Here is a 14,750-nt window from a genome sequence, read left to right as displayed (position 1 = left end):
GCCGCGCGGCGGAGAGCGACAGCCGGTTGTTCACATATCGGCACCGTAATTGTTTGTGCCATATGGAAGTTCACGGCCCCTGTGGAAAACTTCCTTGCGGGCATGGGGTGGGTCGGCGACGATCGCAGGATGCTGCTGACGATCACCTGCACGCGACCGGAGGGCGCGGACTGGCCCGCGACCGATCTCGGGTTCCTGCTGCACAAAAACCCCGAGCGCGTGCAGGCGTTCGAGCAGTCCTACGGCACCGCGCACGTGGTGTATCCGGAGGCGGATCCGGCGCGCTGCACCGCGGCGTTGGTCCTCGAGGTGGACCCGATCCGCCTGGTGCGCGGACGTTCCCGTGGCACACCGGATTTCAGCCTCGGTCAGTACGTCAACGACCGGCCGTACGCGGCGTCGTCGCTGCTGTCCGTGGCGATCGGCGCGGTGTTCCGCACGGCGCTGCACGGGCAGTGCAAAGCGCGTCCGGAACTCGCGCTCGCCGCGTTGCCGTTGCGGATCGAACTGCCCGCGGTGCCGTGCAAGGGCGGCGCCGAGGCCGCGGAGCGGGTGTTCGCACCGCTCGGCTGGAGCGTCTCGACCACGCCGCTCCCCCTCGATCCGGCTTTTCCGGAGTGGGGCGATTCGCACTACCTGCGGTTGGCGCTCGCCGGTGAGATGCGGCTGGCCGACGCCCTCTCCCACCTGTACGTTCTGCTGCCCGTCCTCGACGGTGCCAAGCACTACTGGATGGCCGCCGACGAGGTCGACAAGCTGATCCGCGCGGGCGACGGGTGGTTGGCCGAACACCCGGAACGCGGATGGATCGCCCGGCGCTACCTGGCCCGGCGGCAGTCGCTCGTGCGCACCGCACTGGCACGCTTGGCGGAGATCGACGAGGCCGATCCGGACGATCTCGGCGCGGTGGAGGACTACGTCGACGGCGAGAATGCGTTGAGCGACAACGCTTCCGCACTCGGCACTGCTGTGCACGGCGGCGGCGCCACGTCTTCGCATGCGGACAGTTCGATCCCAGAGCACACCGCTGGCGCCACAGGTTCACGCGGGCGTGGCCCGGCGACACAGATCACGCCGCTCGATGCGGCGGACGCTCGGCCCGGCTCGTCGCTGGACGACGCTACATCCCGCGGATTGCACCCTGCCCCGGACCAGACCGTTTCCGTCGAGGTCGCGCAGCGAACGGATGAGTCTTCGCTGGACGCCCCGGCGGGTGCGTCTGCCGTCGACCCGACGGGCGAGCATGGCGCCGGCGAAACCCGTGCGCCGTCGCTGGCGGTGCAGCGGCGAGCGGCGGTGCTCACCGCGCTGGGCGAGGTGGGAGCGCGACGGGTGCTCGATCTCGGGTGCGGTGAGGGCGCGCTCCTGCGAGAGTTGCTGGCGGACGCGATGTTCACCGAGATCGTCGGCGTCGATGTGTCGACTCGGGCGCTCCACATCGCCAAGCGCAAGCTGCGGCTGGACCGCATGCCGGAACGTGTCGCGCGCAGGCTCGCATTGCTCCAGGGGGCGCTCACCTACACCGACGCGCGGCTTCGCGGCTACGACGCGGCCGTGCTGATGGAGGTGATCGAGCACGTCGACCCACCTCGCCTCGGCGCGCTGGAGCACGCCGTATTCGTCACGGCCGCACCGGGTTCCGTCGTGGTGACGACACCGAACGCCGAGTACAACGCGGCCTACGAGACCTTGCCCGCGGGCAAGTTCCGCCACGACGACCACCGGTTCGAGTGGACCCGCGCCGAATTCACCGCCTGGGCGACCGGCGTCGCGCAGCGCAACGGGTACCGCGTTCAGCTGCGACCCGTGGGCGCCGAGCATCCCGAACTCGGTGCGCCCACACAGCTGGCGCTGTTCACCAGGACCGACGGACCCCGGCCCACCGGTGAGGACACGAAGGGAGCGGTGTGATGACCGAACTGTCCATCCCTGAACTTTCGCTCGTCGTGCTCATCGGCAGCACCGGCTCGGGCAAGTCGACCTTCGCACGCAAGCACTTTCCGCAGACCGCCGTCGTCTCCTCCGATGCCTGCCGCGGGATCGTGAGCGACGACGAGAACGATCAGTCGGCCACCCCGGACGCCTTCGCGCTGCTGCACCACATCGCGGGCATCCGGCTACGCCGCGGCCTGCGCACGGTGATCGACGCGACGAATGTGCAGCCGAGGGCACGTCAGGAACTCGTCGCGGTGGCGCGCGCCCACGACGTGCTGCCGGTGGCCATCGTGCTCGACGTGCCGGATGCGGTGTGTCTACAGCGCAACGCGCTGCGCCCCGATCGTTCGCATCTCGCCGCGCACGTGGTGCATCGCCAGCAGCGGGAGCTGCGCCGTGGCCTGCGCGGCTTGGAGCGCGAGGGCTTCCGCAAGGTGTACGTGTTGCGCGGGGCCGACGAGATCGAGGGCGCGACCCTGGTCGACGAGAAGGCGTGGAACGACAAGCGCGAACTCACCGGACCGTTCGATGTGATCGGCGACGTGCACGGGTGCCGCGCCGAACTGGAGACGCTGCTCGGCGAGCTCGGATACGCGCTGGAGCGTGACCAGGCCGGGCGTGCGGTCGGCGCGCGTCATCCGCACGGACGCACCGCGGTCTTCGTCGGCGACCTGGTCGACCGCGGCCCCGATACCCCCGGTGTGTTGCGGCTGGTGATGGGTATGGTCGCCGCGGGAACGGCGCTGTGTGTCACCGGTAATCACGAATACAAGCTGGTTCGCGCGCTGGACGGCAAGAAGGTCAGGATCGCGCACGGCCTCGCCGAATCGCTGAGTCAGCTCGAGGCGGAGGACGAGGATTTCCGCAAGGCGGCGCTCGACTTCTGCCGCGGGCTGATCAGCCACTACGTGCTCGACGGCGGCAACCTCGTGGTCGCGCACGCCGGGCTGAAGGAGGAGTACCACGGCCGCGCGTCCGGCCGGGTCCGCGCATTCGCCATGTACGGCGAATCGACCGGCGAGACGGACGAATACGGCCTGCCGGTGCGCTACCCGTGGGCATCGGACTACCGCGGCCGGGCCACCGTGCTGTACGGCCACACACCGGTGACCGAGCTGCGGTGGGTGAACAACACGCTCTGCCTGGACACCGGCGTGGTGTTCGGCGGTCGCCTCACGGCGCTGCGCTACCCCGAGCGCGAGCCGGTCTCCGTTCCGGCCGAACAGGTTTGGTACGAGCCGGTGCGCCCGCTCGCGCCGGCAGTCGCCACCACGGCCGACACCACCGCGGCCGTGGTGCACCGCGATCCGGGCGTGCTGGACCTCGACGACGTGCTGGGCCGCCGCGTGGTGCACACCCGCCACCACGGCCGCGTCGGCGTGCAGGAGGAGAACGCCGGGGCCGCTCTGGAGGTGATGAGCCGCTTCGCGATCGACCCGCGCTGGCTGGTGTACCTGCCGCCGACGATGGCGCCGTGCGCGACCTCGTCGCTGGACGGCTACCTCGAGCACCCGGCCGAGGCGTTCGCCTACTACCGGAGCGAAGGGGTGGACCAGGTGGTGTGCGAGGAGAAGCACATGGGCTCGCGCGCCGTCGTCCTGGTGACCCGCTCGGCGGCGGTCGCGCGGGACCGTTTCGGCGTCGAGGACGACGGTACGGGCGCGATCTACACGCGCACCGGTCGCCCGTTCTTCGACGACCCCGCCCAGACCGAGACGTTGCTCGCGCGCGTCCGCGCGGCGGCCGAGGCCGCGGGACTGTTCGAGGAACTGCGCAGCGAGTGGCTGCTGCTGGACACGGAGCTGCTGCCGTGGTCGGCGAAGGCCGTCGGACTGCTGCGCAACCAGTACGCGGCGGTCGGCGCGGCGGCGAAGGCCGCACTCGACGACACCGCGGCGGTGCTCGCGGCGGTCGCCGCGCGCGGCCAGGACGTCACCCAGCTGGCCGAGCGCACCGCGGGACGGCGCGCGGACGCCGCGGCCTTCACCACCGCCTACGGCCGCTACTGCTGGACGACCGACGGTCTGGCCGGGCTGCGCCTCGCGCCGTTCCAACTGCTCGCCGCGGAGGGCGTCAACCACGCCACCCGCGACCACACCTGGCACCTGGCGGTGATCGATCGCCTGGTCGCCGCCGATCCGGAGCTGTTCACGCCGACGCGCCGGATGGTGGTGGATCTCGCCGATGCCGACGGCGAGGCGGCCGCGACTGCGTGGTGGATCCAACTCACCACCGCGGGCGGGGAGGGCATGGTGGTGAAGCCGCTCGGTTCCCTCGTCCGAAGCCGATCGGTCGACCGTCCCGGCGCCGACGGTGAGCGTGGTCTCGAGGGAAGCGGTTCGGCACCGGACACTTCGGACACGACCAGCACGCCAACCCGAGACGAGTCGGCCCGCCTGGTCCAGCCGGGCGTGAAATGCCGCGGACCCGAATACCTTCGGATCATCTACGGCCCGGAGTACCTGCGCGAACCCAACCTTCGCCGCCTGCGCACCCGCGGTCTCGGGCGCAAACGGTCGATGGCGCTTCGCGAGTACGCGCTCGGGCTGGAGGCGCTGGACCGGTTCGTCGCGGGCGAGCCGCTGTGGCGGGTGCACGAGGCGGTGTTCGCGGTGCTGGCCCTCGAATCGGAGCCCGTCGACCCGCGCCTGTGAATGGCGGGTGCTCGGGGCTGTGAACTGCGGCGCTCGGTGAGCTGGTGGGGCGTCTCCGGCGTCTACTGGGCGCGGAGTCGCTGCGAACCCGGTTCACCGGGCGCCGACCTTCGTCCTCGAGCACCGCTGCGCGACTCGCCCAGCGGATGGCGTCCAGAGGACTTTCAGCGCGGCTCGATACCGCCCGAGCGGCGTCGATGCGAGGCCGCCAGCCGCTTGCCGGCGGGCATCGACTGGCGATCGCACCAGGTCGCCGGGGGTTCTCCCGGCGAGCTGAGCCCGCGATGAGAAGCGCTGAGGCATCGAAAGGTTCACGCTGGGTACTCCCCAGACAGTGGGAACGACCGTTGCGGACGGATCGTGACGGCCGTTACAGTCTGCTAGCAGGGCGCTTGCAAGAGTAAGCAGTCCGCCTGCGCGGTTCGGCCGCGCGCAGCCGACAGACAAAGGAGTCTGACCATGACTGCACCCAACGACAACGGGCCGGCGCACGAGTCCGACGCACGGACGATGCTGATCGACGAACGCTTCACCGGGTTGGCCTCGAAGTTCTTCGGCATGTTCCGCCGCAAGAGCCAGGGCGGCGGCGCGCTAGCCGTCTATCTGAACGGCAAACCGGTGCTCGACGTATGGTCGGGCTGGGCGGACCGCGACCGGCCGTGGCGGGCGGACTCCATGGCGCTGTCGTACTCGACCGGCAAGGGCGTGGCGGCCACCGTCGCCCACCGGCTCATCGATCGCGGACTGCTCGACGTCGACGCCCCGGTCGCCGACTACTGGTCCGAATTCGCCGCCAACGGCAAGGCGGACATCACCCTGCGCGACGTGCTCAACCACCGCGCGGGCCTCCAGCGCATCCGCGGCTTGCTGCCCGACCCGCACGATTTCCTCGATCACGACGCGGTCTCCGCCGCGATGGCCGCCTCCGCACCGGATCCGCTGCGGCTGCGCGCGTCCGGATACCACGCCATCACCTTCGGCACCCTGGTGGCCGAGATCGCCCAGCGTGCGACGGGTCGCGACTTCACCGATCTGGTCCGCTCCGAACTCGCCGAACCGCTGGGCGAACGCGACTTCTTCTACGGCGTTCCGCAACACGAGCGGCACCGGCTGGCCACGCTCTCGCCGCGGATCGGGGTCGCCAGGGTCCCGTTCGACCGGCTGATCGCGCCCTTCGCTCCGCTGCAACTGGTGTATGCCGCTCGCGGCGCGGTCTACGACGGCTGGGCCGACATGTCCATCGGTACCCGGCCCTACGACGCGATGATGCCCGGCTGGAACGGCGTGTTCACCGCCCGCGCCCTGGCGAAGATGTACGGCGCGATCGCCAACGACGGCATGGTGAGCGGCCGCCGCCTGCTGCGCGCCGAGACGACCCAGCGCATCGCGGAGATGCCGCCCAACGGCCGCTTCGACTACGTGCTCGGCGCTTCACCGCACTTCGCGCTCGGCTACCACCGCGCCATCGTCGGTCCACGTATCACCCGAAGGGCGTTGGGGCACTTCGGGATCGGTGGTTCCGGCGGCATCGCGTTCCCCGAACTCGGCCTCGCCGTCGGCTTCGTCACCAATCACCTGGGCAACCACGCCATGTCGGTCGGCGATGCCAGGCTGCCGATGCTCGCCGCCCGCGCCGAGCGCATCGCCCGCGCCGTCCTCGGCCGAGCGCCCATCCCGGTCGAATCGGAGGCCGCGGCCAGCTGAAAGGTCAGCGCCCCTTCAGTTTTCGCCAGCCGCCAGCGCGGTTGTCGGCGATGATCTGGCGGAACATGGCCGCGAGGGCGCGGGCGTTGACCGCCTCACCCTCGCGAATGGCCACGGTGCGCGCGGTCTTGTTGTCGTGTCCGCCGGTGATGATGCCCTCGGGATCGGGGACGATGCCCCCGTCGTAGAGGAACACGTTGATGTGCGTCTTCGCGGCGAGCAGCGCGCAGATATTGCCGTCGAGCACGAAGTAGGGCTGGACGGTGCGCTTGATGGTCTCCTCGACCTCGGGGTCGGCGGCGTGCACCAGGTCGCGGACCTCGCGGCAGATCGCCTGCTGCCAGGCGGGTAGGGCGTCGATGTAGGCGTCGACGCGCGGGTCGGCCACATAGGGCATGTGCCGATCGTGGCACAGATACCGGTCCGTCGACAGGGGTTCGGGTCCACCGATGACCGAGCACAAGCGCTCGCCGACGACGCTGTGCGATCAATTAAGCGTCCACGATTCACCGTAGGAGCGAGGTCGAGCGCTGATAGGCTGCCTTGCTCACGACCGTCGTGCCGAGGGAGAGCGAGGGGGCCGATTCCAGTGCAACCGGAACAGGCACGGGCCGCCGGAGTGTTCGACGCCGCGCTGACCGGTGAGCTGCGTATGTCGGAACAGACGGCGCTGCGACTGGCGTCGGCCTGCGACGCGCTTCTCGACGGATTGCGAGAGCTGCGCGGCACCGACCTCGGCGACGTGAGCGGTTTTCCGGATCTGCCCTCCGGAGTCGCGCTGACCCGCGGCTTCGCGGCCAAAGGGCAGGAATTCGCGGACACGCTGACGGTGCTGCAGGAAATGGCGCTGCGCTACAAGGCCGGATATCTGGCGGCCGGGCAGTTGGTGTCCGAGGCCGACGCCGCCCACCGCGCGGCGCTGGAACTGGCCGCCGACCGCCTGGACGACGGCGCATGAACAGCGCGCCCGACCGCGTCGACGCGGCGACCGACCCGCCGTACGTCACCGATCGGGAATCCTTCGATGCCTACACCCACCGCGAGATCTGGGAACTCGTGCACGAGGCGTTGCGCCCCGCCGAACTCGGCCGCGTCGCGGAGGGCTGGCAGGCGGGAGCCGAGGCGCTCGACGAGTTGTTCGCGGCGTTCGCGGCCGCGGTGCGCCGCGAGTTCGCGGAATGGCACGGCGAGGCGGCGACGGCCGCGCGCGAATCGACCGAGCAGTTCCTCCGCGCGGGCGCGGCCGTGCGCGACGTCTGCGCCGAGCTGCACCGGCTGATGGAGTCGAATTCGTCGGCGGCCCAAGCGATCCGCGATGCCATTCCGCCGCCGCCCGAACCCTACGTGCCGAACCCGGACCCGGTGCTCGAGGCGATCGAGGGCGGTCCGCGCAAGATGGCGCACGACATCGCCGCCGCCGAGGCGCTCGCCGACGCGCAGGACACGCTGACCTTCGGCTACAACTCCACCCTCGTCGCCTCCGGCGACGCCGTGCCCGTCTTCGGCACGCCCGGCCCGAGCGGCGAGGGCGCACGGTGAAGTGGGTCTTCACGCCGGACGAGTTCACCTACGTGTGGTCGGTGGAGACCGGCCTCGATCGCCGCCCCTACCCGATCAACATGGCCCACCGCGGCACGGTCCGCAGTGAAAACGACTGGGACAAACTAAAACTGGCCGAACGCTTCCACCGCAACGCCGATCCCGACCTGACCGGCGCGCTCACCCTTTGCGCCCGCGGTGACGTCACCACCATCACGGTCTCCGGTGATCGCTACGTCCAGGACGGGCGCGCCGACGAGCCCATCCTCGCCTTCGGCGCCACCCACTTGGTGTGGGGCACCGTGATCGTCGCGGGACCGTGCGACGTCACCGTGATCGCCTGCCACGCAAGGAAAGTCGCACACCACCTGGTGGCCGCCATGGGCTCGGCTCCCCCTGGCCGCCTCGCGCCGATGCGCGAACCGCGCGAAGCCGTCCTGCACGAGGATCCTCACCTCTGGCAGCAGCAGTCCGAGGCCGCGCTGCGCGCCGCCACCCTCCGTGAGACGCTGCACCGGCCGATCGATGCGCGCGGATTCATCACCGTCACCGTCGCGCCGGAAGACCCGATGTCCCCGCCGACCCGCCACCGCACCTGGTTGGACTTCACCGACGACGGACGCTACCTGCTCACGACCACCACCGACCTGACCCTGGCCCCGGTCACCGAGCCCGCCCTCGCCACCCATCTGACCCGCTTGGCCGCCATCCGCTGACGATGAAGGCGGGCAGGTCCACAACACCTCCCCTACTCCCTCCTCGGCACCACCGCATCCAACGCCGCAATCGTCACCGCGGCCCACTCGCGCACCGCCACGACATACTCCGAATCCGGCCGCCCCAACACATCCACCGCCACCACCGCCCACTCCGTCGGCCACCGCGGATCCACCTCCGACCGATCCCCCGGCGTACCCGCCACCTTCACCCCGCGCGTCTCCCTGCGCACCTCCCGCCGCAACTGCGCGATCGGCACCGGGTCGGCCAACATCCGCGCCACCCCACTCCGAAGCAGCTCCGCCGCAACCCGACTCATCCGCGACGGATGCTGCAACTGATAAGTCGCGATCGAGAAGTAATGCGCCCGCAGCGCCCCCTCACCTCCATCCAGAACCCGCTGCTCCACCTCCAACAACTCCCCCACCCGCTGCCAACAGTCCCCCGACTCGGGCAACACCCCACCACACTCCGCGCATCGCTCCATCCCCCCACCCAAGCACCCGAACTCCGCTCGGGCATCCGGTTTTCCCGGGCGTCGCGCGATCGACTCAGCCGCTTTCGGCCACCTCGACGCCGTAGCGCCGGAAATCCGTTGTTCCGGGGGCGCGGCGGTCCGTAACGTCACGTCGGTTTGTCAACCATCGACCGGAAGGAGTCGACACTGTCATGAAACCTGTCACCGAACGCGATATCAGGTCGTCGTTCGTCAACTGTTCCAAGGGGGACGCCAAGCGGCTGTCCGTGCCGCGCGACCTCGCGGAGCGCCCGTGGGACGATCTGGATTTCCTCGGCTGGGGTGATCCGTCGCTGCCGGGCCGCTGCTACCTGGTGGTGCCGCAGGACGAACGGCTGGTCGGCGTCGCGTTGCGCTACGAGACCGGCGGGACCGGCAAGCCGCAACTGTGCGCGATCTGCCTGACCACGCACACCGGCGGCGATGTGGTCCTGATGACCGCGCACAAAGCGGGCGATTCCGGTCGCCGCGGCAACTCGATCGGCACCTACATGTGCACCGATCTGGCCTGCTCGCTGTACGCGCGCGGCAAGAAGCGCCCCGCGCTTGGCAGCCGCTACCGCGAAGACCTCACGCTCGAGGAGAAGGTCGACCGGGTCCGCGACAACATGAACGCCTTCCTCACCAGGCTCTACAGCTGACCCACCCGCAGCACCGGCTGCCAGTTCGATAGGAGGTAGATGCCATGCGCCGACACTCGACACCCACATCCCGACAGCACCCGAGTCCCCTCTCCCTGAACGGGACTCGGGATGCCCGGGGTCCCTCTCCGGTCGAGACGCGCCGACCCACCCGGACCGCCCCGTCCGGAGAGGAATCCCCTACGCCCAGCACTTGTTGCACACGCCTTTGCCACGACGACGCGCCTCGGCGGAGGTCACCTGTTCGACCGGTGCGATCCGTCGGCCGTGCCGACGCGAGTTCTCGACACCCTGCCTATAGCCGGGACAGTCGACGCCACGATGGAAGACTCGCCCGCTTTCCGTCACGATCCCTACGGTCGCGTCGGGCGGCCAGGGCTTCTGAAACTGAGTGGGGCCGTGCCCCATCGCATCCACCACGGCGATCACGGTACTGATCCCGATCGGGCCGAGAGGGTCGAAAGATGGTCGGGGTGACAGGATTTGAACCTGCGACCCTCCGCTCCCAAAGCGGATGCGCTACCAAGCTGCGCTACACCCCGAGGCCTCGCGGTGGCGGGGCCGCCGACGAGTATGAATCGTGCGTTGAGCGGGTGACGGGAATCGAACCCGCACCATCAGCTTGGAAGGCTGAGGTTCTACCATTGAACTACACCCGCAGGCATACGACATCGATGGGATCGCCACGATGTCGTGTGCACCACGCACTGTACCGAATCCGGTTCGGGAAACGCCAATCGCCCCCGTGCACGCGGTGCGCTACCGGCCGTCGTCCCTGATCATCGGCCGTGGGTGGCCGAACAAGTCGCACACAGGTTTCGCACGTGCCACACAGGCACCGATACGTGTGGCACATGGACGACGGGCGGCCGACGCCGACCCTCTCGATCCGGACACATCGAACCCAGCGGTCCAGACTTCGAGGGAGCCGCTCCGACACACCGCCCGGCCGCCGGTTTCAGCACACTTCCGGCGTGTCTGCCGCGACTCTCCAGCGAACGAAAATTCATGTGTAACACCAGCGCCGCTGGAACGATCACACATCCGATCGCCATTCGCGAGGCATCGAAAACTCGTTGTAAAACGGCGTTTTTCAGTGCCGAGTGGCTTGCTAGGATCCTTTTTGCCGGACGGGGGTATCTGGAAAGGGGGCGGTGAGCGTGCGCCGAGCGAGGTGGACACAACCGCGTAGCAGTAGTGATCGGGGTGAGGCCGGCACCTGTGTGCGCACAGGGCACCCGGGTACCGACGTTGCCCACGGTCGGTGAAAACGATGGCGACCGACATCGAACCGCCAGTCGCCGCGATGTGTCGCGCCTGGGCACGGGCCGTCTGCTCCGAACCCGGCTCGCACACGACGCCGCATCAGCTGGAACCTGTTCTGATCGAGCTGGTCGAACGGCTGCTGTACCTGGCCAGGCACGAGCCCTTCCCGGTGCCGGAGGCGCGGATGCTGGGCGCTCGGCTCGCCGAGCCGCCGTTCGAGCGGACCAGGATGCTCGCGCAGGCCAGTCGCTGGCTGCTCGGCTTCCCCTCGGGCCGACCGGGCTCGTTGGTGGCGACCCGCTGGCCGTTCGTGGCCAGCCAGGCCATCGACAGTTACGCCCAGGCCCTCCAGGAGCGGGCGCTGGCGCAGCAGGAGCAGAGTCTCTCGGCCAAGGTGTCGCTGCGGGTGCAGGAGATCGCCGCCCTCCAGCATCGGCTCCGCCACGAGGCCACCCACGACGCGCTCACCGACCTGGCCAACCGGACCTTGCTCCAGGACCAGGTGCGCCGCATGGCCACCGACCCGAACAGCTGCGTGGGGCTGCTGCTCATCGACCTGGACCGGTTCAAGCAGATCAACGACGGATACGGGCACGCGGTCGGCGACGAGGTGCTCGTCGAACTGGCCAACCGGCTGCGCGAGGTCTGCCCGCCCGACACGGTGATCTGCCGGTACGGCGGTGACGAGTTCGTGCTCGCGGTGAACCGGGACGGCAAGACCCTCACCGAGATCGCCAACCGCATCGTTGGCGCGCTGCGCGACCCGGTGTGGTCGTCGGCGGGCCCGGTGCCGGTCTCGGCGAGTGTGGGCACCGCCTACAACCCCCCGGGCGCCCCGTGCGACTTCACCGATCTGCTGCGGCGCGCCGATCGGGCGATGTACTCGGCCAAGACGGCGGGCGGGCGACGGTTCGCGTTCTCCGATTCCGACGAACCGGAGATAGACGCGGCCGTCGCCGGCTGAACTCGCGCAAACCAGGTCCGCTGGCGCGGGTGGCGGCTCAGCTCGGCTGGCAGGCGGGACACCAGAAGAGGTTGCGCCCCTCCAGCACCGCGTGAGCAACCGGCTCGGCACACACTCGGCAACCCGCGCCGAGGCGGCGGTAGACGTAGGTGCGCGGGCGGTCGGGGGCGTAGGACGGCTCGCCGTGATCGTGTTCGGGGCGGACGACGTGCATGCGACCCGTCGCCACGCCGACGGGCATCAGCTCGACCAGATCCGACCAGAGAGCGCTCCATTCTTCGGCACTCAGGTCGACGCCGGGGCGGTAGGGCGAAATACCGTGCCGGAAGAGCACTTCGGCGCGATAGACATTGCCGACACCGGCGATCACGCTCTGGTCCATCAGCAGCGCGCCGATCGGCCTGCGGGAACGGCGGATTCGCGCGAAGGCGCGGTCCGGATCGGCGTCGGGGCGCAGCGGGTCGGCGCCTAGGCGGTCGGTCAGCGCCTCGACCTCCGGCGGCGACAGCACCTCGCAGGCCGCGGGACCGCGCAGATCGGTGCCGAAGCCGTCGCCGACCATCCGCATCCTGACCTGCCCGACCGGCACGCCCATCGGTGGTTCCGCGTCGTAGAACTTGCCGTAGAGCCCGAGGTGCACGTGCACCGCGAGACCCGATTCGTAGTGATGCAGCAGGTGTTTGCCGTGCGCCTCCGAGCGCACGAGCCGCTGTCCGTCCACCAGCGCGGCGCCGTCGGCGAACCGGCCCTGCGGACTCGACACCCGCACCACACCGCCGGCGAAGGCTTTCCGATGCTGGTTCGCCAGGCGGTGCAGCGTGTGTCCTTCAGGCATCCTTCGACGCGACCTCAGTACGCCGGGACGGCGGGAGCGACACCGGTCTTCTCGTACTCGGCCAGGATGTCGATGCGGCGCTGGTGGCGCTCCTCGTCGGACCACGGCGTCGAGACGAACGCGTCGACGATCGCCAGCGCCTCCTCGGTGGAGTGCATGCGGCCGCCGATGCCGATCAGCTGCGCGTTGTTGTGCTCGCGGGCCAGCTTCGCGGTCTCCACGCTCCAAGCGAGGGCGCAGCGGGCGCCGGGCACCTTGTTCGCGGCGATCTGCTCGCCGTTGCCGCTGCCGCCGAAGACCAGGCCGAGGCTGCCCGGATCGGCGACGGTGCGACGGGCCGCCTCGATGCAGAAGGCGGGGTAGTCGTCCAGGGCGTCGTACTCGAGGGCGCCGCAGTCGACGACCTCGTGGCCCGCCTGCTGGAGATGGGCCTTGACGTGATTCTTCAGTTCGAAACCGGCATGGTCGGCACCCAGGTATACGCGCATGGCTGCGATTCTGTCAGGCCGCGCGACGGCCCATCCGGGTGGGCACCGTGCGCCATTAACACCAGAGCCGTCCGGCGCGAATCTGCTGACACGAGGCGTGCCCGCGGGTACTGACCAGCGTGTGTCCGACAGCACAGCAGCGCTGGACCCTCGGACGCGAGAACCCCGTTCCCACCGATGAATAGAGTGCATTTCATGCAGCCGCACGAACCGACGCCACCGGACCGAGCCGACCAGCCCGAGTCCCCGTACGCGCCGCCGAGCGGGTGGGGGCAGGAACAGCAACCGCCGCAGCCCGGCTCGGCGATACCACAGCACACCGGCGCTCACCCGACCTACGGCACGTCAGCCTATGGCGCCACCTCTTCTTCGCCCCACGACGCAACTCCATCACCGTCCTACGGCGCCGGATCCACGCCGCCGCACAGCGCTGGGTCCGCCTCGCCGTATGGCCCCCAACCCACTTCCCCCTACGGCGCCGAACACTTCGCGCCCTACGGTGCCGGGCCCATGACGCCGTACGGCGCGCCGCCACCCGTGCCGCCGAAGAACATGCCGCGCGGTCTTTCCCCGTTCGGGATGCCTGCCCGGCACAGTTGGGAGATCCCGCTGCTCGTTCTGGTTGTGGTGTCCACGACGGTCGCGTATCTGATCGCCATGGTCATGCTCGTCGTGGCGCTCGGCGACGGCGCGGTGCCCAGCGACTACCTGCTGCTGCTCGTCTTCGCGCCGCTGCTGGTCTGGGTGGGGCGCGGTATCAACTACGCGTCGCAGCGGGTGAACGGCGTGAAGATGTCGCCGACGCAGTTCCCCGAGGGCTACCAGATGGTGGTCGAGGCGGCGGCCCGGTTCGGTATGGCGAAGGTGCCCGACGCCTACGTGGTGCTCGGCAACGGCCAGATCAACGCGTTCGCCTCCGGCCACGGCTTCCGGCGCTTCGTCGTCGTCTACAGCGACCTGTTCGAAATCGGCGGCAAGGCACGCGAACCCGACGCGCTCGCGTTCATCATCGGCCACGAGGTCGGTCATATCGCCGCCGGGCACACCTCCTACTGGCGACAGCTGGGCATGTTCCTCGTGCCGTTCCTGCCGATCCTGGGCAGTTCGCTGATCCGCTCGCAGGAGTACACCGCCGACAACCACGGCTACTGCAACCGGCACACCGGCGCGGCCGCGGCCATGGGCACGCTGGCGGCGGGCAAGTACATGAACACCCTCGTCGGCTTCGACGAGATGGCCGACCGCGCCGCGACCGAGAAGGGCGGGTTCGTCTGGTTCGTCAACGCCCTGTCCTCGCACCCGGTGCTGACCTGGCGGATGTGGGCGCTGCGCGACCGCAGCAGGCACGGCAGACTCTTCCTGCGCCCGAGCCCGCAGCCGCCGGTGGGCGCCGCGCCGTACGGCCCATACGGCGAGGTGCCGAGTCTGCCGCCGAAGCCGGTGCCCTGAGCCGACGAGACCGGGCGCCGCGAACGCGCGGCGCCCGGTTT

Annotated in this window: 13 protein-coding genes and 2 tRNA genes; 9 read left to right on the top strand and 6 right to left on the bottom strand. The window is 69.7% G+C overall.

Annotated elements, in window-relative coordinates; genetic code table 11:
- Positions 1-129: 129 nt before the first annotated feature.
- From FB390_RS28035 to FB390_RS28025, 3 genes are all read left to right on the top strand, one after another.
- A complete protein-coding gene (locus FB390_RS28035) occupies positions 130-1,911 on the top strand; it encodes a 3' terminal RNA ribose 2'-O-methyltransferase Hen1 (RefSeq protein WP_141812260.1) in 1,782 nt (593 codons plus the stop codon).
- On the top strand, positions 1,911-4,589 hold the full coding sequence (locus tag FB390_RS28030; RefSeq protein ID WP_141812259.1) for a polynucleotide kinase-phosphatase: 2,679 nt from the start codon (positions 1,911-1,913) through the stop codon (positions 4,587-4,589). The genes FB390_RS28035 and FB390_RS28030 overlap by 1 nt, the downstream gene beginning before the upstream one ends.
- 459 nt (positions 4,590-5,048) lie before the next feature.
- The gene (locus tag FB390_RS28025; protein WP_141812258.1) at positions 5,049-6,293 is read left to right on the top strand and encodes a serine hydrolase domain-containing protein; all 1,245 of its coding nucleotides are present in this window, start codon (positions 5,049-5,051) and stop codon (positions 6,291-6,293) included.
- Between the two features lie 4 nt (positions 6,294-6,297).
- Here FB390_RS28025 and FB390_RS28020 read toward each other — a convergent pair whose 3' ends face one another.
- The gene (locus tag FB390_RS28020; protein ID WP_141812257.1) at positions 6,298-6,690 is read right to left on the bottom strand and encodes a DUF1801 domain-containing protein; all 393 of its coding nucleotides are present in this window, start codon (positions 6,688-6,690) and stop codon (positions 6,298-6,300) included.
- A 192-nt stretch (positions 6,691-6,882) separates the two neighbouring features.
- Between FB390_RS28020 and FB390_RS28015 the strand changes: the two genes are divergently transcribed.
- Genes FB390_RS28015 through FB390_RS28005 form a run of 3 tightly spaced genes read left to right on the top strand, consistent with a single transcriptional unit; the run spans position 6,883 to position 8,548 of the window.
- Positions 6,883-7,251 carry a hypothetical protein gene (locus FB390_RS28015; protein WP_141812256.1) on the top strand — a complete coding sequence of 123 codons (369 nt, stop codon included), beginning with the start codon at positions 6,883-6,885 and terminating at the stop codon, positions 7,249-7,251.
- Complete coding sequence (locus tag FB390_RS28010) at positions 7,248-7,832, top strand: WXG100 family type VII secretion target (protein ID WP_141812255.1); 585 nt, start codon at positions 7,248-7,250, stop codon at positions 7,830-7,832. The genes FB390_RS28015 and FB390_RS28010 overlap by 4 nt, the downstream gene beginning before the upstream one ends.
- Positions 7,829-8,548: an ESX secretion-associated protein EspG gene (locus FB390_RS28005; protein WP_141812254.1), complete on the top strand. Its 720-nt coding sequence runs from the start codon at positions 7,829-7,831 to the stop codon at positions 8,546-8,548. The genes FB390_RS28010 and FB390_RS28005 overlap by 4 nt, the downstream gene beginning before the upstream one ends.
- Before the next feature lie 32 nt (positions 8,549-8,580).
- Here FB390_RS28005 and FB390_RS28000 read toward each other — a convergent pair whose 3' ends face one another.
- Positions 8,581-9,036, bottom strand: a complete 456-nt coding sequence (locus FB390_RS28000; protein ID WP_246124422.1) for a DUF5946 family protein — start codon at positions 9,034-9,036, stop codon at positions 8,581-8,583.
- 182 nt (positions 9,037-9,218) lie between these two features.
- Between FB390_RS28000 and FB390_RS27995 the strand changes: the two genes are divergently transcribed.
- Positions 9,219-9,707, top strand: coding sequence for an FBP domain-containing protein (locus FB390_RS27995; protein WP_141812252.1), 489 nt, complete (start codon positions 9,219-9,221; stop codon positions 9,705-9,707).
- Positions 9,708-10,172: 465 nt separating this feature from the next.
- Here FB390_RS27995 and FB390_RS27990 read toward each other — a convergent pair.
- Together FB390_RS27990 and FB390_RS27985 are read right to left on the bottom strand one after the other, a co-directional pair.
- Positions 10,173-10,249 (bottom strand) — tRNA-Pro (locus FB390_RS27990).
- Positions 10,250-10,295: 46 nt separating this feature from the next.
- Positions 10,296-10,366: transfer RNA gene (locus FB390_RS27985), tRNA-Gly, on the bottom strand.
- Between the two features lie 614 nt (positions 10,367-10,980).
- Here FB390_RS27985 and FB390_RS27980 point away from each other — a divergent pair.
- Positions 10,981-11,937, top strand: a complete 957-nt coding sequence (locus FB390_RS27980; RefSeq protein WP_141812251.1) for a GGDEF domain-containing protein — start codon at positions 10,981-10,983, stop codon at positions 11,935-11,937.
- A gap of 37 nt (positions 11,938-11,974) precedes the next feature.
- Here the strand turns inward: FB390_RS27980 and FB390_RS27975 are convergent, their stop codons facing one another.
- Complete coding sequence (locus FB390_RS27975) at positions 11,975-12,772, bottom strand: Fpg/Nei family DNA glycosylase (RefSeq protein WP_141812250.1); 798 nt, start codon at positions 12,770-12,772, stop codon at positions 11,975-11,977.
- Positions 12,773-12,786: 14 nt separating this feature from the next.
- On the bottom strand, positions 12,787-13,260 hold the full coding sequence (locus FB390_RS27970) for a ribose-5-phosphate isomerase (protein WP_097245679.1): 474 nt from the start codon (positions 13,258-13,260) through the stop codon (positions 12,787-12,789).
- A gap of 537 nt (positions 13,261-13,797) precedes the next feature.
- Between FB390_RS27970 and FB390_RS27965 the strand changes: the two genes are divergently transcribed.
- Entirely contained in the window at positions 13,798-14,709 is a 912-nt protein-coding gene (locus tag FB390_RS27965) for a M48 family metallopeptidase (RefSeq protein ID WP_425465941.1), read from the top strand.
- The last annotated feature ends 41 nt before the right edge of the window (positions 14,710-14,750 follow it).

Source organism: Nocardia bhagyanarayanae (assembly GCF_006716565.1).
Taxonomy (GTDB): Bacteria; Actinomycetota; Actinomycetes; order Mycobacteriales; family Mycobacteriaceae; genus Nocardia; species Nocardia bhagyanarayanae.
This window is presented reverse-complemented; position numbering and strand designations above follow the sequence as displayed.